Annotated in this window: 17 protein-coding genes; 10 read left to right on the top strand and 7 right to left on the bottom strand. The window is 58.7% G+C overall.

The window, feature by feature from the left end; all coding sequences use genetic code 11:
• Window positions 1–7: 7 nt before the first annotated feature.
• From rpoC to OCV64_RS03170, 3 genes are all read left to right on the top strand, one after another.
• The gene (rpoC, locus tag OCV64_RS03180) at window positions 8–3685 is read left to right on the top strand and encodes a DNA-directed RNA polymerase subunit beta' (RefSeq protein WP_147570815.1); all 3678 of its coding nucleotides are present in this window, start codon (window positions 8–10) and stop codon (window positions 3683–3685) included.
• Between the two features lie 243 nt (window positions 3686–3928).
• On the top strand, window positions 3929–5308 hold the full coding sequence (locus tag OCV64_RS03175) for an alanine/glycine:cation symporter family protein (RefSeq protein WP_262669316.1): 1380 nt from the start codon (window positions 3929–3931) through the stop codon (window positions 5306–5308).
• A 269-nt stretch (window positions 5309–5577) separates the two neighbouring features.
• Window positions 5578–5883, top strand: a complete 306-nt coding sequence (locus tag OCV64_RS03170; protein ID WP_262669315.1) for a hypothetical protein — start codon at window positions 5578–5580, stop codon at window positions 5881–5883.
• Window positions 5884–6137: 254 nt separating this feature from the next.
• Here the strand turns inward: OCV64_RS03170 and OCV64_RS03165 are convergent, their stop codons facing one another.
• The 4 genes from OCV64_RS03165 to OCV64_RS03150 form a co-directional block, all read right to left on the bottom strand.
• On the bottom strand, window positions 6138–7466 hold the full coding sequence (locus OCV64_RS03165) for a CCA tRNA nucleotidyltransferase (RefSeq protein ID WP_262669314.1): 1329 nt from the start codon (window positions 7464–7466) through the stop codon (window positions 6138–6140).
• 84 nt (window positions 7467–7550) lie between these two features.
• Entirely contained in the window at window positions 7551–8705 is a 1155-nt protein-coding gene (locus OCV64_RS03160) for a DHHW family protein (RefSeq protein ID WP_240286995.1), read from the bottom strand.
• A gap of 13 nt (window positions 8706–8718) precedes the next feature.
• The gene (locus OCV64_RS03155; protein WP_240286997.1) at window positions 8719–10122 is read right to left on the bottom strand and encodes an MBOAT family O-acyltransferase; all 1404 of its coding nucleotides are present in this window, start codon (window positions 10120–10122) and stop codon (window positions 8719–8721) included.
• A gap of 93 nt (window positions 10123–10215) precedes the next feature.
• Window positions 10216–11199, bottom strand: a complete 984-nt coding sequence (locus tag OCV64_RS03150; RefSeq protein ID WP_262669313.1) for an Ig-like domain-containing protein — start codon at window positions 11197–11199, stop codon at window positions 10216–10218.
• A 266-nt stretch (window positions 11200–11465) separates the two neighbouring features.
• Here OCV64_RS03150 and OCV64_RS03145 point away from each other — a divergent pair, with 266 nt between their 5' ends.
• The 3 genes from OCV64_RS03145 to OCV64_RS03135 are packed head-to-tail and all read left to right on the top strand — an operon-like array spanning window position 11466 to window position 14061.
• On the top strand, window positions 11466–11825 hold the full coding sequence (locus tag OCV64_RS03145) for an ArsR/SmtB family transcription factor (protein WP_186852778.1): 360 nt from the start codon (window positions 11466–11468) through the stop codon (window positions 11823–11825).
• Window positions 11826–11869: 44 nt separating this feature from the next.
• Complete coding sequence (locus tag OCV64_RS03140; RefSeq protein ID WP_147570808.1) at window positions 11870–12091, top strand: cation transporter; 222 nt, start codon at window positions 11870–11872, stop codon at window positions 12089–12091.
• 56 nt (window positions 12092–12147) lie between these two features.
• Window positions 12148–14061, top strand: coding sequence for a heavy metal translocating P-type ATPase (locus OCV64_RS03135; protein ID WP_262669312.1), 1914 nt, complete (start codon window positions 12148–12150; stop codon window positions 14059–14061).
• Window positions 14062–14118: 57 nt separating this feature from the next.
• Here OCV64_RS03135 and OCV64_RS03130 read toward each other — a convergent pair whose 3' ends face one another.
• Together OCV64_RS03130 and OCV64_RS03125 are read right to left on the bottom strand one after the other, a co-directional pair.
• Entirely contained in the window at window positions 14119–14439 is a 321-nt protein-coding gene (locus OCV64_RS03130) for a hypothetical protein (protein WP_147570806.1), read from the bottom strand.
• A complete protein-coding gene (locus OCV64_RS03125; RefSeq protein ID WP_262669310.1) occupies window positions 14436–15593 on the bottom strand; it encodes a polysaccharide deacetylase family protein in 1158 nt (385 codons plus the stop codon). The genes OCV64_RS03130 and OCV64_RS03125 overlap by 4 nt, the downstream gene beginning before the upstream one ends.
• A gap of 186 nt (window positions 15594–15779) precedes the next feature.
• On the opposite strand from OCV64_RS03125, the gene OCV64_RS03120 reads away from it, so the two are divergent.
• The 4 genes from OCV64_RS03120 to OCV64_RS03105 all read left to right on the top strand — a co-directional run bounded on the left by OCV64_RS03120 (window position 15780) and on the right by OCV64_RS03105 (window position 19247).
• Window positions 15780–16424, top strand: a complete 645-nt coding sequence (locus OCV64_RS03120; RefSeq protein ID WP_147570804.1) for a UBA domain-containing protein — start codon at window positions 15780–15782, stop codon at window positions 16422–16424.
• A gap of 20 nt (window positions 16425–16444) precedes the next feature.
• The gene (locus OCV64_RS03115) at window positions 16445–17119 is read left to right on the top strand and encodes a response regulator transcription factor (RefSeq protein ID WP_147570803.1); all 675 of its coding nucleotides are present in this window, start codon (window positions 16445–16447) and stop codon (window positions 17117–17119) included.
• A 45-nt stretch (window positions 17120–17164) separates the two neighbouring features.
• Window positions 17165–17668 carry a hypothetical protein gene (locus OCV64_RS03110; RefSeq protein WP_147570802.1) on the top strand — a complete coding sequence of 168 codons (504 nt, stop codon included), beginning with the start codon at window positions 17165–17167 and terminating at the stop codon, window positions 17666–17668.
• A 106-nt stretch (window positions 17669–17774) separates the two neighbouring features.
• The gene (locus OCV64_RS03105; protein WP_147570801.1) at window positions 17775–19247 is read left to right on the top strand and encodes a HAMP domain-containing sensor histidine kinase; all 1473 of its coding nucleotides are present in this window, start codon (window positions 17775–17777) and stop codon (window positions 19245–19247) included.
• Window positions 19248–19415: 168 nt separating this feature from the next.
• Here the strand turns inward: OCV64_RS03105 and dpaL are convergent, their stop codons facing one another.
• The gene (gene dpaL, locus OCV64_RS03100; protein WP_186852774.1) at window positions 19416–20627 is read right to left on the bottom strand and encodes a diaminopropionate ammonia-lyase; all 1212 of its coding nucleotides are present in this window, start codon (window positions 20625–20627) and stop codon (window positions 19416–19418) included.
• Window positions 20628–20670: the final 43 nt, after the last annotated feature.

Genomic DNA, 20670 nt, shown 5'->3' with positions numbered 1-20670 from the left:
TTGAAACATGAGTTACGCTGAATTTGACGCCATCCAGATCGGGATCGCCTCCCCCGAACAGATCCGTGAGTGGTCCTACGGCGAGGTCAAGCGCCCTGAGACCATCAACTACCGCACTCTGAAGCCGGAGAAGGACGGCCTGTTCTGTGAAAAGATCTTTGGCCCCACCAAGGACTGGGAGTGCAACTGCGGCAAGTATAAGAAGATCCGCTACAAGGGCAAGGTGTGCGACCGCTGCGGCGTGGAAATCACCAAGGCCAAAGTCCGCCGGGAGCGGATGGGCCACATCGAGCTGGCCGCCCCCGTGTCCCATATCTGGTACTTTAAGGGAATCCCCTCCCGGATGGGATTGCTGCTGGATATCAGCCCCCGGATCCTGGAGAAGGTTCTGTACTTTGCCGCCTATATTGTCATCGACCCCGGCTTCTCCCCCCTCTCCAAAAACCAGATCCTGTCCGAGAAGGAATATCGGGATATGCGGGAGAAGTACGAGGACGACTTTGACGCCGGTATGGGCGCCGAGGCTGTCAAGAAGCTGCTCCAGCAGATTGATTTGGAGGAGCTGTCTGCCCAGCTGCGTGCCGAACTGAAAGACGCCTCCGGTCAGAAGAAGGCCCGCATTGTTAAGCGTCTGGAGGTGGTAGACGCCTTCCGCGTCTCTGGCAACAAGCCCGAGTGGATGATTATCGATGTACTGCCTGTGATTCCCCCGGAGATCCGGCCAATGGTCCCCCTGGACGGCGGGCGGTACGCCTCCTCTGACCTGAATGATCTGTACCGCCGGGTCATCAACCGCAATAACCGCCTGAAGCGGCTTATCCAGCTCAACGCTCCGGACATCATCGTGCGCAACGAGAAACGGATGCTCCAGGAGGCTGTGGACGCCCTCATCGACAACGGCCGCCGGGGCCGGGCCGTCACCGGCGCCAACAACCGGGCCCTCAAATCCCTGTCCGACATGCTCAAGGGCAAGCAGGGACGCTTCCGTCAGAACCTGCTGGGCAAGCGTGTGGACTACTCCGGCCGTTCCGTCATCGTGGTGGGCCCCAGCCTGAAGATATATCAGTGCGGCCTGCCCAAAGAGATGGCCATTGAGTTGTTCCGCCCCTTCGTTATGAAGAAGCTGGTGGACGACGGCGCCGCCCACAACATCAAGCAGGCCAAGAAGATGGTGGAGAAGGGCGAGGCTGCCGTGTGGGACGCCCTGGAATTTGTCATCAAAGACCACCCCGTCATGCTCAACCGCGCCCCCACCCTGCACCGCCTGGGCATCCAGGCATTTGAGCCTGTTCTGGTGGAAGGCCGGGCCATCAAGCTGCACCCCCTGGTGTGTACCGCCTTCAACGCCGACTTCGACGGCGACCAGATGGCTGTCCACGTCCCCCTGTCTGCCGAGGCCCAGACCGAGGCGCGGGTGCTGATGCTGTCTGCTAATAACCTGCTCCGTCCCCAGGACGGCGGCCCGGTTACCATCCCCTCCCAGGATATGATCCTGGGTGCCTACTACCTGACCTTCACCCGGGACGAGGCTGGCACTGGCCACTGTTTTGCCGACAAGGACGAGGCTATGCTGGCCTATGACGCCGGGGTAGTCACCCTTCACTCTCCCATCAAGGTCCGTATGTACCGGGAAGTAGATGGTGAGATGCGCCACAAGCTGGTGGAGACCACGGTGGGCCGCCTGATCTATAACGAGGCCATCCCCCAGGACTTGGGCTTTGTGGACCGCGACGACCCTGAGACCATGTTCGACCCAGAGATCAACTTCGTGGTGGGCAAAAAGCAACTGGGCAAAATCATCGACAAGTGTATCTCCAAGCACGGCTTTACCGTGTCCGCCGGAGTGCTGGACGCCATCAAAGACTTGGGCTACCATTACTCCACCCGGGGCTCCCTGACCGTGGCCATCGCCGACATGACGGTCCCGGCCAAGAAGTACGAGCTGATTGCCGAGACCGAGAAGGAGATCATCAAGATCGACCGCCTGTACCGCCGGGGTATGCTGACAAACGAGGAGCGGTACCGCAAGTCTGTGGAAGCCTGGGAACAGACCACCGCCGACGTGACCGCCGCCCTGCAGGAGTCCATGGACCGGTACAACCCCATCTGGATGATGGCCGACTCCGGCGCCCGTGGTTCTATGGCCCAGATCCGTCAGCTGGCCGGTATGCGCGGCCTGATGGCCGATACCGCCGGCCGTACCATCGAGATCCCCATCAAGGCCAACTTCCGTGAGGGCCTGTCTGTATTGGAATACTTCATCTCCTCCAGGGGCGCCCGGAAGGGCATGGCCGATACCGCTCTGCGTACCGCCGACTCGGGCTACCTGACCCGCCGCCTGGTGGACGTGTCCCAGGAGGTCATTATCCGGGAGGAGGACTGCGGCACCTCCGACGGAATCCTGGTCAGCGAGATCGAGGAGCACGGCCAGGTCATCGAGACCTTTGCCGAGCGCGTCCACGGCCGCTATCCCGCGGAGGACATCGTGGACCCCGCCACTGGCGAGGTGCTCTTCAATCGAGATACCATGCTTCTCAACGAGGACGCCAAGACTCTGGAAAAACACGGTATCCATGAAGTGAAGATCCGCTCTGTCCTTACCTGCCGGGCCCGCAGCGGCGTGTGCGCCAAGTGCTACGGCATCAACCTGGCCATTGGTGAGCCTGTGGGCGCTGGCGAGGCGGTGGGTATCATCGCCGCCCAGTCCATCGGTGAGCCCGGCACCCAGCTGACCATGCGTACCTTCCACACCGGCGGTGTGGCCGGCGGTGATATCACCCAGGGTCTGCCCCGCGTGGAGGAGCTGTTCGAGGCCCGCAAGCCCAAGAAGATGGCCCAGCTGGCTGAAATCAGCGGTGTGGTGTCCATGGAGGAGACCAAGCGCAACGTGATGTGCAACGTGACCATCACCGCCGATGACGGCGAGGTGGTGACCTACGCCCTGCCTTACTCCGCCGGCATTAAGGTGAAGGAGGGCGACACGGTGGAAAAGGGCTACCAGCTTACCGAGGGCGCCCTGTCCCCCCATGAGGTGCTGCGTATCCGCGGCCTGTCCGACTGCCACAACTACCTGATCCGCGAGGTGCAGAAGGTGTACCGTCAGCAGGGCGTGGACACCAATGATAAGCATATCGAGGTTATTGTCCGCCAGATGATGCGGAAGGTCCGGGTGGAGGACGCTGGGGACTCCGATTTGTTGTCCGGCGCTACCGTGGACATCACCGAGTTCCGGGACGCCGAGGAGGCGGTCCAGGCCCGCATTGACGCCGGGGAGAAGAACGAGATGGGCGAGGATCTGCGCCTGCCCACCTGCACCCGCCTGCTCATGGGAATTACCAAGGCATCTCTGGCTACTGAGTCCTTCCTGTCCGCCGCCTCCTTCCAAGAGACCACCAAGGTGCTCACTGAAGCGGCGATCAAGGGCAAGGTGGACCACCTGCAGGGTCTGAAGGAGAACGTCATCATCGGCAAGCTTATCCCCGCCGGCTCTGGTCTGGCCCAGTACCGTAAGGAGGATGTTATCGACGACGAGGGCAACCTAGTCTCTGACCAGAGCGGGGCCATCGTAGCCGATGCCCTGGAGGAACCCACCCAGATGGAAAACGAGGAGGACCTGTCCTTTGAGGTTGGCTCTATCGAGCTGGAAACAGCCGCTGGAAGCCAGAGCGAGGACGCGCTGGTCTAAAATGACCAGGAAACCTGCACAGTAAAGCGGACCGAGGGAGTGTATAACGCTCCCTCGGTCCGCTCTTTTTTCAACTTTTAAAAGAGAAAAATTCGTTTTTTCAAAAGCCTCACCTTTTTAAAGCGAAAAACAGTTGCTATCGGGCCTAAAAGAAAGAAAAAATGATGGCTCAAATATCTTCTCTTGCAATTTTGCGGGACTGTCTTTATAATGTTTCTAAAAGAGGGAGAGGGATGATCGACAATGCTGGAGATGCTTACATCAGTCAACAGCGCCTTGAATGGCTTTGTATGGGGCCCCGTCATGCTGGCTCTGCTGGTGGGAACCGGCATCTACCTTACCTGCCGCACCGGCTGGATTCAGGTGCGGCGCTTCGGCTATATCATGAAAAGCACGGTGGGCTCTCTGTTCCGCAAGTCGGAAAAAGATCACGGCAGCAACCTGTCCCCCTTTCAGGCGGTGACCACAGCCCTGGCCGGGACAGTGGGCACGGGCAACATCGCCGGTGTCACTGGCGCCATCTTTGTGGGCGGGCCCGGCGCTGTGTTCTGGATGTGGGTGTCCGCCTTTTTTGGAATGTGTACCAAGTATGCCGAGATCGCCCTATCCATCCAGTACCGGGAGACAGATGAGGGCGGCGCCCACCGGGGCGGCCCCATGTATTACATCGAAAAGGGGCTGGGCAGGGGGTGGAAGCCCCTGGCTGTTTTGTTTGCCCTGTTTGGGGGCTTCGCCTCTTTTGGGATCGGAAATATCTCCCAGTCCAGTGAAATTGCCGGCGCCATGAACGGACTGTTCGGAATTGATCCTCTGGTTACCGGTATTCTTTTGGCAGTTATTGTAGGAGTGGTGATCATCGGCGGCGTCAAGCGCATCGGCCAGGTGGCCTCCTATCTGGTCCCCTTTATGGCCAGCTTCTATATCCTGGCCGGCATCGCTGTTATTTTGCTGCGGTTTACCCAGATTCCCGCCGCTTTGGCATCCATTGTCACCAGCGCCTTCAGCTTTGAGGCAGTGGGAGGGGGCGTCTTTGGCTACGCCATCATGGCGGCCATGAAGCAGGGATTCGCCCGTGGGGTGTTCTCCAACGAGGCCGGCCTCGGCTCCGCCCCGATGGCCCATGCGGCCTCCTCCACCGACGAGCCTGCCGAGCAGGCCATGTGGGGCGTGTTTGAGGTGTTTGTGGATACCATCGTGATCTGCACCATTACCTCCCTCACCGTGCTGCTGTCCGGCCTGCCTCTGGGGGAGGCAGCCCTGGACAGCTATACCTCCAATGGCGCCGCCGCTGTGGCCGCCTTCAACACGATCCTGCCTGGTACCATAGGGGGCGTGGTCATTCAAATCAGCCTGCTCTTTTTTGCCCTGTCCACCATTTTGGGCTGGAGTTACTACGGCGAGCAGTGCTGGGGCTATCTGACCCATGACAGCAAGGTGGTCAAGGCTCTTTTCAAAGCTGTATTCGCCTTAGTCTGCATCGTGGGAGCCACCGGCTCCGGCAAACTGATGTGGGATATCGCCGATACCCTGAACGGCATGATGGCGATTCCAAACCTGGTGGGCCTTCTAGCCCTGTCGGGAGTGGTGGCCCAGATCACTAGGGACTATTTCAAGGAGCGGTAAGCTGATTGTGTGTATAAAAAATAATATTTGAATTTCTGCTATCGAAAGACCTCGAACCGCAAAAATCCCTGCAAATACAGACTTTTTTGCTCATTATGACACTTATGGAAGCAATGCTTTTTGATGTTTTGGTGTCCAGATTTTCTATAGCGATATAAAACGATATGGGCAGATATGAGAAAAAACATGGCATCCAAATTTGCCTCGGTCTTTTTTGCTTTTTAGAAAATTATGATACCGATAAATTGAAGTTGTAGGAAGAAATAGATATGCAAGAAAGATATAATTTTTGTGAATGGGATGAAGAAACATTCAAACTCCCAGATGAATACTTACTTGATGAAAATAGTGATTTGGCAGAGGCTTTGAATGTCTTTTATTCAGCAGGTGGTTACGATTTTTTTAATGCTATGGAACCTAAATATTATTCTGGTAATTGGTTGGATTTTGTAGGGAATTTATATGCTGAAATAGAGGATAATAAATATCAACCCAGAGGAAAGAAATATATTATCCCCTTGACTGGTTCACAAAAACAAGAATTACTTGACAGAGGTGTTCCAAAAATTTTTTAACAAACTTGTGAAGTTGAATTTAGCGCACAGTCAATACAATAAGGCGGAAATATTATTTGTACTGCTAAAATGGTACTCAACTTTACAGAACCAACTTATGCGGGGATATGGGAAAATACACACAGAAACGGGAAGACCATGGAAAATACAGGTTTTTTCTTCCCTTATATAAATACTTGTAAGAAGTTATAAGACGAGTTTCGTCTATAAAACCCATAAAAAAATCCGCCCATACCGATGCGTGGGCGGATTTTTTATGGGGAAAGATACCTCTCCAGGGCGGAGAGAAGGGCGGAGCGCTCGTTGGGCAGCTCTCCTTGGGCCACCTGGTCCAGGAGCTCGTGCAGAGCCTGTCCGATTTGGGGACCGGCCAGACCGACCTTCAGGGCGTCGTGACCGTTGACCGCCAGAGTCCGGAGGGAAAGACAGGCACTTTCCTCCAACAACTGCCGCCCCAGCGCCTCTGTCCGCTCCAGCGGAGCGGACTCCTCCGCCTTGAGCGGCGGGGCACAGGCGGATGCGTCCGCCCCTTTGAGAGCCAGCAATTGGAAGAAGCACTCCTCTCCCAGCCTGGACAGCCACCGGCCGGCCCACCGCCGGGTAGGCTCCACCGGCAGGTGATGGCGGGAGATCAGGATGGCCGCCCGCTCCCGGGTGGCGTTGTCCAGGCGAAGGCGGGCCATAGCCCGCTCGGCCAGCGGTACGCCCAGGCGGTCGTGGCCATAGAAATGCCCGATGCCCCGCTCATCCAGGAAAAAGGAGGCGGGCTTCCCCACGTCATGAAGAAGGGCGGCAAGTCGGAGAGCGGGGGAGGGGGGGACCAGGGCAGCCGTCTTGACGCTGTGGGTATACACGTCCCAGCGGTGGTGTGGATTACGCTGGTCAAAGCCCACCGCAGGGCCCAGCTCCGGAAGAATTTGGGTCACTACGTCGGGGAAGTCCAACAACACCTGCTCCGCTCCGGGGGAGCAGAGTAGCCGGAGAAATTCAGCGGAAATACGTTCCCAAGCCACCATGGACAGCTGGGAAGCGTGTCCGTGGATGGCGTCGGCGGTGTCCGGGTGGATGGTAAAACGAAGCTGACCGGCCAGCCGGAGTCCCCGGAGGAGCCGCAGGGCGTCCTCCTCCATTCGCCGGTCCGGATCCCCTACGCAGCGGATCAGCCGAGCGTTCAGATCCTCTTGACCGCCAAACCGGTCGATCAGTCCCTCCGGACCCCAGGCCATGGCGTTGATCGTGAAGTCCCGGCGGGCCAGGTCATCAGTGAGGTCGCTGGTAAATTCCACCTGGTCCGGATGCCGGTGGTCGGAGTAGCTCCCCTCCCGGCGGAAGGTGGTTACCTCCACAGAGAGGCCGCCGGACAGGACAGTGACCGTGCCGTGCTTCAGACCGGTATTCAGACATGGAAAGCCGGCGCAGCAGGACAGTATCTCCCAAGGCAGGGCGGAGGTGGTCACATCGTAGTCATGGGGCGGGATGGACAGAAGGCTGTCCCGGACGCAGCCCCCCACCAGCACCGCCTGATGGCCGGACCGCCTCAACTGCTGGACGACCGCCAGCGCCCTGCTGTCCCAGTTTGTCATGCCACTCACCTCCTGTTGGGATTATCTTATCAGAGCGGGTGAAAAAAAACAAGGCCGGGACGTCCCAATGTCCCGGCCCGGAAATCACCGCCCCAGAACAAAAAGATTCTGGTCGGTGGCAAAATTGGAGAAAGAGTAGAGCACAAGCACCGAGTCAATGCCGTTGTCTGCTACATAGTCCTTCACGCTGCTCAGATTGTTCCGGGGATCAAAGAGGTGAACCTCAGAAAATCGCTCCGTCAGGAAGGGAGCCAGGGAGTCGGAGTAGGAATCCCGGATGACCAGCACCTTGGGGCCATCCACCTGTGGGTTCTCGATGACGCACAGGGGCTGGCGCCCCCCCAGGAAGTAGGAGTATTTATCCTTCACTTCTAAAAAGCTGTCCACATATAGACTGCCTTCACTGGGCTCAGAGCCGAACCAGGAGGTCACCTTCAGCCCCTCGCCAGACACATAGGTATCGATGGAGTCAGGGGCCACCCAGCGAACTCCGGAGGTGGAGAAGGTAGTGCCGAAGAACTGGTCAGTGACCGTAGTCTTCTGGTAATCATCCAGATCCAGCGGATCCAGACTCATAGCCTCAAAGATGGCGTTGGCCCCGTAGAAGGCCCCCAGGCTGGTCCAGTGGTGGTCGGTGCGGTAGTAGATGTCCTCGCCGCTGTGGGCGGCCAGAGCGCCTGCCATGTCGATGGTAGAGGCCCCGCTCTGAAAATACATCTGGTCAATGAGGGAAAACTCGTCCGCTGTGGGCGCACCAGCGGGCAGGCGGTCTGCCCAGATGGCAGAGGAGGAGGGGATGATGCCCAGGTACACCGGGACAGACACATTGCCTGCCAGCGTGTCCACAAAGCCGAGGCGGGTCAGAAGCCCCTGCTTGGCGGAAACGCCCGCCTGAGCGGGGGTATCCTCCCAGGCGGGGGTATCCACCCGGTTCAGGAGGGTGTCCTGCTTACCGAAATAGACCCCGTTGTTCTCCCGCTTGCCGGACAGACGCTCACACCAGGCTTTGGCGGCCACCCAGAAGTCCCGGCCGGCGATATGGTCGGCCACATAGTCCTCGGCCTGTTCCATAAAGGTGCCGTCTGTGACTGTTTCCACGCTGAATTTGGGCGGCTTCTGGAGATAGCGGTTCTCCAGCTCGGACATCTCCTTGTCCGGCAGGAGAGTGCTGACCACCAGCATCCCGCCAAGGAAGGTGCAGAACAGGGCAGTGATAAACTTGTTGTACTTGTTTGACATAGTCTGCGCCTCCTTAGAAACGGAAATAGAGGAAGGGATTGTAGGTGCCGTCCACCAGATAGGCGGTGCACACCAACAGGCCGGCTATGATGGCGGCGGCACCTGTTACCTGCGCTGCCCGCTGAGGGAGCCTGTGGTACAGTTTTGCGCCCAGAGGGGTGGAGGAGAGGGCCGCCAGCGCCAGGATGGGCAGATAGCTGATGAAATAGTAGCCCAAAGTGCCGTCCGCCAGAGGAGCGCCCCCCAGACCGAACATCACCTTCAGATAGCCGCCCAGCCGAGAGGCGTCCTCGATGCCAAAGATAGCCCAGCTGACAAGGACAAAAAACATGGTATAGACATGGCCCACCAGGGCTGGGGCCTTTTTCAACGCATCCAGCAGGAAAAACTTTTCTACCATCAGAAGGGCAAAGAAATACAGTCCCCAGATGAGATAGTTCCAACTGGCCCCGTGCCAGATGCCGGTGGCCGCCCACACGACGAACAGGTTGAACATCCAGCGGCCCTTGGAGCAGCGGTTGCCCCCCAGGGGGATATACAGGTATTCCCGGAACCAGGTGGACAGGGAGATGTGCCACCGCCGCCAGAACTCGGTGATACTCTTGGAAATATAGGGGTAGTTGAAGTTGGGCAGGAACTCAAAGCCCAGCATCCGGCCCAGGCCTACCGCCATGTCGGAGTAGCCAGAGAAGTCAAAGTAGATCTGGAAGGTGAAGGCCAGCACACCCAGCCAAGCCCCCGCCACGGTCAGGTCCGCCAGCGCCATGGTCTTATAGCTGTCCCACAGCATCCCCACGTTGTTGGCGATGAGCAGCTTTTTGCCAAGGCCGATCATAAACATCTGGACGCCAGAGGCAAACTTGTCCACAGTGCAGTCCCGCTGATCGATTTGGTCTCCCAGGTCCTTATACTTGATGATGGGACCGGCGATGAGCTGGGGAAACAGAGTGACGAAGGTGCCAAAGTTAAGGATGGATCGCTGCGCTCGGGCGTCTCCCCGGTACACATCGATGGTGTAGCTCATGGTTTGGAAGGTATAGAAGGAGATACCGATAGGCAGGTGGATACCCAGCACCGGCATGAAGTTCAGCCCGACCGACTGGAGAGAGGCGGCGATAAAGTCCCAGTACTTGAAGAAGAACAGCAGGGCCAGGTTGAACACGATGGAGGAGGCCACCGCCATCCGGGCACCCCTATCGTTGTCCCTCCGCTTGCAGCGTTCTACCAGCAGGCCGTGGGTATAGTCGATGGCGGTGGACAGGAACATGATGACGACATAGACCCGCTCCCCCCAGTAGTAGAAAAACAGAGAGGCGCACAGGATTACTACGTTCCGGAACTTTCGGGGCACCAAGTAGTAGATCAGCAGAGTGAGCGCCAGAAAATAAAATAAAAAGGTAGGGGTGGAAAAGACCATGAGCAACACTCCTTAAAGGAACGGCGGACGACTTGTCGTCCGCCGTGGGATCATATGGATTATAACGCTGGGGATAGGGACTTTTGCTTCGAATCAGAACAGGGCGTTGAAGGCGTCTACGATGGCGTCGCAGTTCTCATGGACGACCATCATGACATAGTTGCCGTTGCTGACAACACGGGAGTTTTCGGTCCAGATCCGGGTGGGTTCGGGATACCAGGCTCCTCCGTTGATCATACCATCGATCCGGGTCTGGAAGATGGACTTCACAGTATCCACGTCCTTACTGTCCTTCACCTGGACCAGGCCGAACTCGCCGTTGTTCATGGTCATCAGTGTGCCATAGATCAATTTTTGTTCCGCGCTTACCGCGCCCATGCCAGGATAGAGCTGTTCCATCAGATCGGCGTCTAAGAGTTGGAGCATACCAAACTCATACTGGCCCATGATATCGCTAGCAAAGGCGGATAGGTCCACGTTGCCGGCAGGGGTGGAAGTATCGCCGGAGGAGCTGCCGCTGGAGGAATCGCTGCCATCTGCGGGGCCACCCTCCTCGGGCTTCTGTTCCTCCCAGTTGCACCGGACGATGCAGGAGGCGGTCAGGCCCGTTTCGCTGTCGGTAACAGTGATAGTGGCGTTTCCAACGGCCACAGCGGTGACCAGGCCCTTGTCAGACACAGTGGCCACAGACTCATCGCTGGATTTCCAGGCCAGAGCACCGCCGGCGGGATCAGCCTTGGCCTTCATTTGGAAGGTGGCTCCCGCCTTGAACAGGGTAAAGTCGCTGCGGTTTAGGGACAGGGAGGCCTGTGCCTGGGGCTCGTCCACAGGGGGCTGGGAGCTATCAGAGGAGGTGCTCCCAGAACCGTCCGGCTGGCTGCCGTCCGGCTGAGAGGCATCCGGAGCGGAGCTATCGGGGATGGAGGTGGAGCCGTCCGGGGCCATAGTGCTCATGTCAGAATTGCTGCCAGTAGAAGAGGACTGATTGCCGGAGGAGTTATCCTCCCCCTTGGGACCACAGGCGGCCAGCAGGACCATGGACAGCGCCAAAGTCAGAGCGAATACACGTCGTTTCATGGTATTGATCTCCTTTTCTTGGGGATGGTATGGGGTTCCCCTGATGGGGATTACGACTAGTTTGACGAGGGCGGAAGAAAAAAGTTCCCTGGTAGAGAAAAAATATTTAACAGATTCATTATATTTTGTTTTTGTCTGAACAGCAAGATTTTTGTTGGAAAGACAGGAAATGAAATTTCCCCCGGCCTCTTGACAAAAGAGGAGCGGTACGCTATTATAATATCAACATATGAATAGATGTTCATATATTGAAAGGAGATGAGAGAATGGAGCGTGAAGTTATCCCCTGCTGCCAGGAGGACCGGGTCCATGTGGACGCGGTGGACCAGGTGCGCGCCCTGCTCCCCCCGGATGAGGAGCTGTATGACTTGGCGGAGCTGTTCAAAATATTTGGGGACAGCACCCGAATCAAGATCCTGTACGCCTTGCTGGAGGGAGAGCTGTGCGTCTGTGATATCGCCAAGCTCATGGAGGTCACCCAGAGCGCCGTGTCCCACCAGCTCCGGGTGCTGAAGAGCAGCAAGCTGGTCAAATTCCGCCGGGAGGGCAAGACAGTTTATTATTCCCTGGCGGACGAACATGTAGTCCGCATCTTAAGCCAGGGAATGGAGCATATCGAGGAGTAACCTGTATGCCGCGATCCAATGGATCGAGAAAAGGAGAGTATACAATGAAAAAGACGTATAAGATGATTGACCTGGACTGTGCCAACTGTGCCGCTAAGATGGAGGAGGCCATCAAGAAGATTGACGGCGTTACCTCCGCCTCTGTCAGCTTTATGACCCAGAAAATGACCATAGAGGGGGACGATGCCCGTTTTGATCAGATCGTCAAGGAGGCGGTCAAGGTGTGCAGAAAAGTAGAACCCGACTGCGAGATTGTACTGAAATAAACGTGAGGCGGCCTAAGGCCACCCATGTCCATATCCCTGTGAGAGGAGCTTTCGCCATGACGAGAAAGCAGAAAAAGACGCTCTGGCGTATTATCTTCAGCTTTGTCCTGCTGGCCGCCGCCGCCCTGCTGCCGGAGATCGAGGTACCATTTAATATGTGGCCTTATTTCGGTCAGCCCCTGGTGAATGAGGCTGGCGAACCCTATTACGCATTCCCCAGGCTGTACCTGTTTCTGATCCCCTATCTGGTCATTGGCTGGGATGTACTGTGGAGAGCTGTGCGCAATATTAAAAACGGCCAGGTCTTTGATGAAAACTTCCTTATGTCTGTCGCCACCGTGGGTGCTATGGCAGTGGGCGAATACGCCGAGGGCGTGGCAGTGATGCTGTTTTACCAGGTGGGCGAGCTGTTCCAGAACGTGGCCGTCAGCCGCAGCCGCCAGTCTATCTCCGAGCTTATGGATATCCGCCCGGACTACGCCAATGTGGAGCGGGAGGGACAACTGGTCCAGGTGGATCCGGAGGAGGTCCAGGTGGATGATATCATCGTTATCAAGGCGGGGGAGCGGGTGCCATTGGACGGGACTGTCACCCAAGGGAGCTCCGCTCTGGACACCGCCGCTCTCACCGGCGAGTCCCTGCCACGGGACGTGGAGCCGGGGGATGAGGTGATATCGGGCTGTGTCAACTTGTCCGGCCTGCTCCATGTGAAAGTGAGTAAGCCCTACGGACAGTCCACCGTGGCCCGTATCTTGGACCTGGTGGAGAACTCCAGCGAGAAAAAGGCCCAGGCGGAGCATTTTATTACCAAATTCGCCCGGTACTATACCCCTGCTGTGGTTTTTGCTGCCCTGGCCCTGGGGCTGCTTCCCTCCCTGCTGACTGGCCGGTGGGGGGTGTGGGTCCCCCGTGCCCTGAACTTCCTGGTCGTATCCTGCCCATGCGCCCTGGTCATCTCCATTCCCCTGTCCTTTTTTGGCGGGCTGGGCGGAGCGTCCAAGCAGGGTATCCTGGTGAAGGGGAGCAACTATCTGGAGGCCCTGGCCAATACCGGAATCGTGGTGCTGGACAAGACAGGCACTCTGACTAAGGGCACCTTTGTTGTCACCGGAGTCCACCCCAAAGACTGCGCTCCAGAGGAGCTGTTGGAAACCGCCGCCCTGGCAGAGCAGTTCTCTACCCACCCCATCTCCAGGTCCATCGTCAAGGCCTGGGGCGGTGTTCCAGAGCAGAATAGGGTCTGCGACGTGGAGGAGATCGCCGGCCACGGGGTCCGGGCCAAGGTGGACGGCCGGGAGGTGCTGGCGGGGAACCAGAAGCTGATGGACTTGGAGAATATTCCGGTGACCACGGACCATCAACACCCTGGGACCGTCATCCATGTGGCGGTGGAAGGGGAATACGCTGGACACCTTGTTATCTCCGACCAGGTGAAGGAGGGGTCCGCCCAGGCTCTGCGGGAGCTCAAGCAGGTCGGGGTCCGAAGGACCGTCATGCTCACCGGCGACAGCCAGGGGGCCGCTCAGGCGGTGGCGGATCAGTTGGGGCTGGATCAGTTCTTTGCCCAGCTTCTGCCTGGGGACAAGGTGGAGCGGGTGGAGGATCTGCTCCGCTCCAAAGGCCCAAAGGAGAACCTGGTCTTTGTGGGGGATGGTATCAACGACGCCCCCGTCTTGTCCCGTGCGGACATCGGGGTGGCCATGGGGGCCCTGGGCTCTGACGCGGCCATCGAGGCGGCCGATGTGGTCCTGATGGACGACGACCTGCGCAAGTTGCCCGTGGCGGTGCGCATCGCCCGGAAAACGCTGACCATTGTGCGGCAAAATGTGGTGTTCGCTCTGGGGGTGAAATTCCTAGTGCTGGGGCTGTCCGCCGTTGGCCGGGCCAATATGTGGATGGCTGTCTTTGCCGATGTGGGCGTATCTGTCATCGCCATCTTAAATGCGAGCCGGATGCTGAAAGCCAGATAACCCAAAAGCCGCGGCCTAAGAGCCGCGGCTTTTTCCATAGATAGGACGGATGGGATATTACTCCAATATCTGGAACAGGCAGCCCCAGACATAGTCCAGAGCTTCAAAGCTTACCTGGGGAGAGAGGTGAAAGACCGCCCGATCCCCCTCCAGGTCCACCAAAATGCCGTGGTCCCGCTCCAACCGCGCAACCACGCTTTCCGTGGAGCGGCCGGGAAAACGGGCGAATATGGTTCCAGATGCCTGGTCCGCCTCCAGCACCTCCGGGCCGTCAGGTCCAAAGTCCCGCAGCCGGGCCTCCAGGTGTCGGACCTGCCTGGCCCGAAGGGCCTCCTTCCCGGCGGCGGAATATGTATGACGAAGGTCGATCTCTCTCATAGTCTGGTCTCCATCGGGGTATATACCACGAAATGCTCGTACCGAAGCTGACGCAGCAGCGCGGACAGGATTCGGGCGGTATTTTCCCCTCCCTCTAAAGTCAGATAAGTAGTCCTGGTACGGCCCTCCAGGCGGTTGAGGGTGTTGACCGCGAAGGTGTTGGGGCCCACGGTACCAGATGGGGAGAGGGCCATGGTCTGGTCCCAGCACACCCACCCCTCCTGCTCCAGCAGCTCCCGCTGGCCGTCAGGGACATACGCCACCGTGGTCCTGGTGTAGGCCAGATGCTCCAAAGCCCGGTTGCCCTCCTCCAGCAGCGCGCGGGTCTGGTCCGGGGTTCCTCCCTCCGCCAGGATACCGACGCTGTGTCCAGTACCCAGAATCCGCCGTACCAGGTCATCCTCCTGCTCCAGGGCCTCTGGGGTAAAGAAGAATAGTGCCTGATTGCCCGCGCTGTCCAGGGCAGACAGAATCTGATCGAGTCCATGGCCATCCTTACAGAGAAAGGCCAGATAGGTGGATACGTTCGTGGTATTGGACTCATCCGGCTCGGTGGGAGGGGATGTGGGAGTAGTGGTATCGGGAGCGGGATTGATGGATTGGTTATATTCACGGAGGTAGCGGTTTATCAGGTTGCTGGCCGCGTCGATCAGCTTGGCGTCGGACAGGACCACCGAGTCGTTGTTGATGCGGACCAGGTAGCCCTGGCTGAAGGCGGTATAAGAGAAATCCAGACCGAAGAAGTTGCATACCATGACCACAGGCAGGTAGGGTATGCCATTTCGCATGATGGCCTGAGCGGGATAGCTCTCACCGGAGATCTCCTCCCGGCAGGTGCCGTTTTTCAGATCAAAGGTGAGCATCTGTTGTAACGTGTACAGGGTGAGCTTGTGGGTGGTGCTGGTATGAATATAGCTGTAATCCACATCCACCAGCTTGAAGCCGCCGTTGTACTGGGCCAGAAAGACCGTATAGGGCACATAGAGGACGCCGCCGGACCAGGTAGGCATGGTGTCCGCGGTCAAAGGGCGTAAATTGTCGTTGATGGAAGTGAAGTATACCGTGGAGGAGGCGGAGGAGGCGGGGGGGACAAAGACTGCCCCGCACAGGACCAGGGACAGCAGCAGCGAGATCATTCTTTTTTTCAGGTCCATGGGCGCTCCTCCTTTCGACTTCTGGTTGCGGATATCATTATATCATAGTATAATCCAATGGGCAAGACAGCCAAAGGGTGCGTTCTTTAATGAAACTTTAAGAATCGGTAAATTCCCTTTCAACACTGGTGTGGTATCCTGACCATAGAGAAAAAATGACCACTCCGGAGGAAAGGAGTTCCCATCATGGATATCACGTTGGAGCAGGTGGAGCGCCTGCGGGAAAAGGCGGATGTGAGCTACGCCCAGGCCAAGGAGGCTTTGGAGTACAGCGGAGGCAACCTGCTGGACGCCCTGATCTATTTGGAGGAGAGGGGAATGATCCCGCGGCCCGAGGGGGCTTACTACTCCACCAGGGGGGGAACTTCCCCCCAGCCCGCCTCCGCCGCGGACAGCGCCTCTCAGGGTGGGGAGCGGAAGGAAAAGAAAGAGAAAAAGAAAAAGGGCGGCAGTATGGAAGTCGTCGTGGTAAAGCCAGAGAGAGGGGCGGTCAGGGGCCTGCTCCACACCTTGCGCCGCTGGCTGATCGAAAATGAGTTGGAGATCTGGCGAAAAGACAAGCCGGTCACGGCCCTGCCGGTGTTGATCCTGGTCCTGCTGGTCATCTGCGCCCCCTGGGTGGTGCTGCCCGCTTTGGTGCTGGGATTGTTCCTGGGCTTTCGGTACCGCTTCTCCGGCCCGGACTTGGAGCGGGACGAGCTGAATGACATGATGGGCACGGTGGCCGATACCGCCGCCGACATTGGGCACAAGGTCATGGAGGAATTGAAGCATGACTGGCACTCGGATGAGCCGGGCAGACAGGACCGGAACAAAGAGCGGGAAGAATAAAAAGGTCTGAGGTGATGGAGATGGCGGAGCACATCCTCCTGGTGGAGGACGAGGAGAAGCTGGCCCGCATGGTGGAGCTGGAGCTGAAATATGAGGGGTACTCTGTGGAGAAAGCCTTTGATGGCCGAAAGGGGCTGGAGCTGGCCCTGAGCGGGGCGTTTGACCTGGTGCTGCTGGACATCATGCTGCCCCAGCTGTCTGGCATGGAGGTGCTGCGCCGCCTGCGGCGGGAGAGTCAGGTCCCCGTCATCATGCTTACCGCCCGGGACAGCGTAGTGGATAAGGTGTCCGGCCTGGACTCTGGCGCGGACGACTATATTACAAAGCCCTTCGCCATCGAGGAGCTGCTGGCCCGCATCCGGGCGGCCCTGCGGACCAAGAGTGGCCGGGACAGCCAGATGCTGGCCGTCGGTCCCCTTGCAATGGAGGTGGAGAGCCGCCGGGTGACAGTGAGGGGCCAGGAGGTGGAGCTGACCAAAAAGGAGTTTGACCTGCTCCGCCACCTGCTGGAAAATAAGGGCCGGGTCCTGACCCGTGAGGCCCTGCTGGACAGTGTCTGGGGCTTTGACTTTGTGGGAGAGACAAACTCGGTGGACGTGTATATCCGCTTTCTCCGGAGCAAGATTGATGAGGCCTTCGGCATCAAGCTGATTCACACGGTCCGGGGCGTGGGCTATGTGATCAAAGAGGAGTAAGGGGCGCGACCCGCCATACCGTCAGGAGAAAAAGGAGAGAGAGCCATGGTCATCGTCTACCGTTCCAACACCGGCTTTACCAGGGAATATGCCGAAATGCTGGGCAGAGCGGAAAAAATAAAGGTGTACAGCGTCACTGAGGCGGAGCGCAGTCTGGAGTCAGGTACTGAGATATTCTATATGGGTCCCCTGATGGCAGGCCACATCGAGGGCGTGGACCAGGCGGTGAAGCGATATCAGGTCAGGGGCGTGTGCGGCGTGGGGCTCTCCCCCTCTGGCCGGCAGGTGCTGGAAACCATCTCCAGAGCCAACTATGTGCCAAACGCCCCTATTTTTTATTTGCAGGGGGGCTGGGCCCCTAAGAAAGTGAGCTGGCTGAAGCGTAGGATGGTGGGTATGGCCACAAAATCTCTGCGGGAATCCCTGCAAGACAAGGGCAGCCGCCGTACCCCTGAGGAGCAGGCCCAGCTGGATCTGCTGGTAAAGGGCGGGAGCCGCGTCGCCTTTGAGCGTCTTGAGGCTATTCGGGATTGGATGAAGGACTGCTGAGGGGCCGTGCGCCACGGGTCTGAATCACGGCCCATCCCGTTTTACAGAGAAAATGGGTGCGTACAGGCCCTGAAAAGAACAGACCGCACAGAGAGGAGGCGTGCCTATGGCCCGGAAAAAGCACCGTTTTCAATCCCCCCCGCCGGCAGACCCCATTGCCGCCGCTCGGGATTCCTCTCTGGTATTTCGGCTAAATTTCGGCTTTTTCCTGCGCCAGCTTACGATTTTTCTGGTGATGGATCTGCTGCTGGCGGCCATGGCCACCGCGGGCGTATTCTATTACGCGGAGAACCGGTGCGCCGGCGTGGCGGCTCTGGTGGAGGAACGGGGTGTCCCGACGGTGGAGGCCATCCCCTGGATGGAGAAGGGGGACTATACCATCACCCCCCTGAACCGTCCGCCAGAGGGCCAGCCGTCCTCCAGCTTCTCATGGCTGCCGGGGGCGGTGGCCCAGGAGACCGCCGATGGCTACCGTATGTGGGATCTGACCAGCTACTACACCATTGAGCTGTACTATGGGGACCAGCCCTACGCCATCACAGTGGATCTGTCCGGCATCGCCGGGACAGGCTATTGGGCGGGAGTCGTTCTGCTGATATGCCAATTTTTGTCCCTGGTCACCGGACTGTTCCGCAACAAGCGGTCGATCAGAAAGGTGCTCCGGCCTATCCAGGACCTAGCCGCCACCGCGGCCCGCCTCAACTCCATGACTCACATGTCCAAACGGGAGCTGGAGAGCCTGGCTGACAAGCTGGATAAGATCGACGCCACCCATCTGGACAGCCGCATCGACCTGCCCGCGACCCAGAAGGAACTGCGCTCTCTGGCCCAGGCCATCAACGAGATGATGGACCGGGTGAACCAGGCGTACAGCGCCCAGATGCGGTTTGTGTCCGACGCCAGCCATGAGCTGCGTACCCCCATCGCGGTAATCCAGGGCTATGCCGCCCTGCTGGACCGGTGGGGCAAGTCGGACCCAGAGGCCCTTCAAGAGTCCATCGACGCCATCCGCTCCGAGGCCCAGGCCATGGAGCGGCTGGTGGAGCAGCTCCTTTTCTTAGCGCGGGGGGATAACGATTCCCAGCCGGTGAAGAGGGAGCGGGTGGACCTGATAGCCCTGGCCGGTGAGGTGCTGCGGGAGGAGGAGATGATTCATCCTGACCGGCTTCTCATTCCCTGTTGGGAGGGAGAGCCGGTAAGAGTATACGCCGATCCGGGGCTGATGAAGCAGCTGCTGCGCATCCTGATGGACAACAGCCTCAAGTACAGCCCACCCGAAGGCAGGGTATATCTGCGGGTGTCCCACAATCAGGGGTATGCAAGAGTGACCGTCCAGGACGAGGGCATGGGGATCCCTCCCGATGGCATCCCCCACATCTTCGAACGATTCTACCGCACCGACCAGTCCCGCGACAGAAAGACCGGAGGGACGGGTCTGGGACTGTCCATCGCCAAGTGGATCGTGGACCGCCACGGCGGTTGGTTTGAGGTAGTGTCCAGGGTGGATGTGGGGACTCGCATTACCTTCCTGATTCCACTGAAGGAGGACAAGCCGGGGAGTGCGTCAACAGAAGGATAGAAGCCCAACCTGCCGTTGCCGATTGCTTTCGTCAGGAGGGTATCCGCAGCAAGGTGACGCTGACGGGGTTCCTCCGTCAGAACCGTGTCGAGAGGGTGATCAACACGGCGGATAGCAGGATAGGAAAGGAAAAGGAATGGACGGCTTTGGGCCGTCCATTCCTTTTCCTTATTTTGATGGGTGGGGCCACAGGCCGTCCCATAGGATGTTGCGGTAGTTTTCCCGGTCCGTATCCCCCTCTGTGGAAAAGCAGAGGATTCGGGAAGCTTTGCCCAGGCCCAGGGCTTCCTTGAGCGGAGCCAGGTCCTTTCGGCGCAGAACTTCGGTCACAAGACCGAGGGTGGCGGCACCGCTTTCACCGGAGATGACCTGGGGATCGCCGGGCAGGGGAGCGCCCAGCACCCGCATTCCCTGAGCGGCCACATAGTCTGGAACAGAGAGAAAATGGTCCGCGTGGTCCCGCAGGATATCCCAGGAGATAGAGCAGGGCTCTCCACAGGCCAGACCGGCCATGATCGTGTCCAGCGCCCCATCCACGCGATGGAGCTGGCCGTCATTGGCCTGGGCCGTATGGAACAGACAGTTGGCCCGGTGGGGCTCCACGATGACGACTTTGGGACGGTCCTGGCCGTAGAAGTCAGCGAAAAAGGCGGCCAGGCTCCCGGCCATCGCGCCTACTCCAGCCTGAAGGAAAAGGTGGGTGGGAGGGCGGTCCTCCAACTGGCGGACCGCCTCAAGGGCCATGGTGGTGTAGCCCTCCATAATCCAGGCGGGGATATCCCAATAACCCTCCCAGGCTGTGTCCTGAATCACTACCCAGCCCTGTTCCTGAGCCTGCTGCTGGACCAGGCGGACGGTGTCGTCATAGTTCAGGTCCGTGACAGAGGCGTCTGCCCCCAGAGCCCGGATATTGGCCAGCCGCTCTGGGGAGCTGCCCTTGGGCATCCGGACCACGGACCGATGGCCCAGCTGGGCGGCGGTCCAGGCCACCCCTCGACCGTGGTTCCCGTCGGTGGCGGTGGCAAAGGTGAGCTGGCCCAGCCGATCCCGGACATGGGGGGAGGTGAGCAGAGAGAAGGTCAGATCCTCCGGCGCCAGCCCCAGCTCCCGGGCAATATAGCGCCCTATGGCGTAGCTCCCGCCCAACACCTTAAAGGCGTTGAGAGAGAACCGCCGGCTTTCATCCTTCACATGGATGGCCGCCACTCCGAGATGGGCGGCCAGACGGTTCAGGCTGGCTAGGGGAGTGGGGGCATACTGGGGGAAGCTGGCGTGAAATCGCTGGGCCGTGCGGGCCCGCTCCAGCCCAAAGGGAGCGGTGGGGGCCAGTGGACCGCCCGGCTTTCTGGTCAGGGAGACGGCCTGGATGGGGGCGTCCATAGAAATTCCTCCTTCTGTTGATGGAAAAGAATCAGGCGGAACA

This window comes from Muriventricola aceti (assembly GCF_025567565.1).
GTDB lineage: Bacteria > Bacillota > Clostridia > Oscillospirales > Oscillospiraceae > Lawsonibacter > Lawsonibacter aceti.
Note: the sequence above shows the minus strand (reverse complement) of the source record. Positions and strands in the feature narration are given on the sequence as shown.

Excerpts from the sequence above, each read along its gene's own strand:
- OCV64_RS03165 (WP_262669314.1), bottom strand. The coding sequence starts at position 7,466 with ATGACAAACTGGGACAGCAGGGCGCTGGCGGTCGTCCAGCAGTTGAGG.
- OCV64_RS03140 (WP_147570808.1), top strand. The coding sequence starts at position 11,870 with ATGAAAAAGACGTATAAGATGATTGACCTGGACTGTGCCAACTGTGCC.
- OCV64_RS03125 (WP_262669310.1), bottom strand. The coding sequence starts at position 15,593 with ATGGACCTGAAAAAAAGAATGATCTCGCTGCTGCTGTCCCTGGTCCTG.
- OCV64_RS03105 (WP_147570801.1), top strand. The coding sequence starts at position 17,775 with ATGGCCCGGAAAAAGCACCGTTTTCAATCCCCCCCGCCGGCAGACCCC.
- OCV64_RS03135 (WP_262669312.1), top strand. The coding sequence starts at position 12,148 with ATGACGAGAAAGCAGAAAAAGACGCTCTGGCGTATTATCTTCAGCTTT.
- OCV64_RS03145 (WP_186852778.1), top strand. The coding sequence starts at position 11,466 with ATGGAGCGTGAAGTTATCCCCTGCTGCCAGGAGGACCGGGTCCATGTG.
- dpaL (WP_186852774.1), bottom strand. The coding sequence starts at position 20,627 with ATGGACGCCCCCATCCAGGCCGTCTCCCTGACCAGAAAGCCGGGCGGT.
- OCV64_RS03110 (WP_147570802.1), top strand. The coding sequence starts at position 17,165 with ATGGTCATCGTCTACCGTTCCAACACCGGCTTTACCAGGGAATATGCC.
- OCV64_RS03155 (WP_240286997.1), bottom strand. The coding sequence starts at position 10,122 with ATGGTCTTTTCCACCCCTACCTTTTTATTTTATTTTCTGGCGCTCACT.
- OCV64_RS03150 (WP_262669313.1), bottom strand. The coding sequence starts at position 11,199 with ATGAAACGACGTGTATTCGCTCTGACTTTGGCGCTGTCCATGGTCCTG.
- OCV64_RS03160 (WP_240286995.1), bottom strand. The coding sequence starts at position 8,705 with ATGTCAAACAAGTACAACAAGTTTATCACTGCCCTGTTCTGCACCTTC.
- OCV64_RS03115 (WP_147570803.1), top strand. The coding sequence starts at position 16,445 with ATGGCGGAGCACATCCTCCTGGTGGAGGACGAGGAGAAGCTGGCCCGC.
- rpoC (WP_147570815.1), top strand. The coding sequence starts at position 8 with ATGAGTTACGCTGAATTTGACGCCATCCAGATCGGGATCGCCTCCCCC.
- OCV64_RS03170 (WP_262669315.1), top strand. The coding sequence starts at position 5,578 with ATGCAAGAAAGATATAATTTTTGTGAATGGGATGAAGAAACATTCAAA.
- OCV64_RS03175 (WP_262669316.1), top strand. The coding sequence starts at position 3,929 with ATGCTGGAGATGCTTACATCAGTCAACAGCGCCTTGAATGGCTTTGTA.
- OCV64_RS03120 (WP_147570804.1), top strand. The coding sequence starts at position 15,780 with ATGGATATCACGTTGGAGCAGGTGGAGCGCCTGCGGGAAAAGGCGGAT.
- OCV64_RS03130 (WP_147570806.1), bottom strand. The coding sequence starts at position 14,439 with ATGAGAGAGATCGACCTTCGTCATACATATTCCGCCGCCGGGAAGGAG.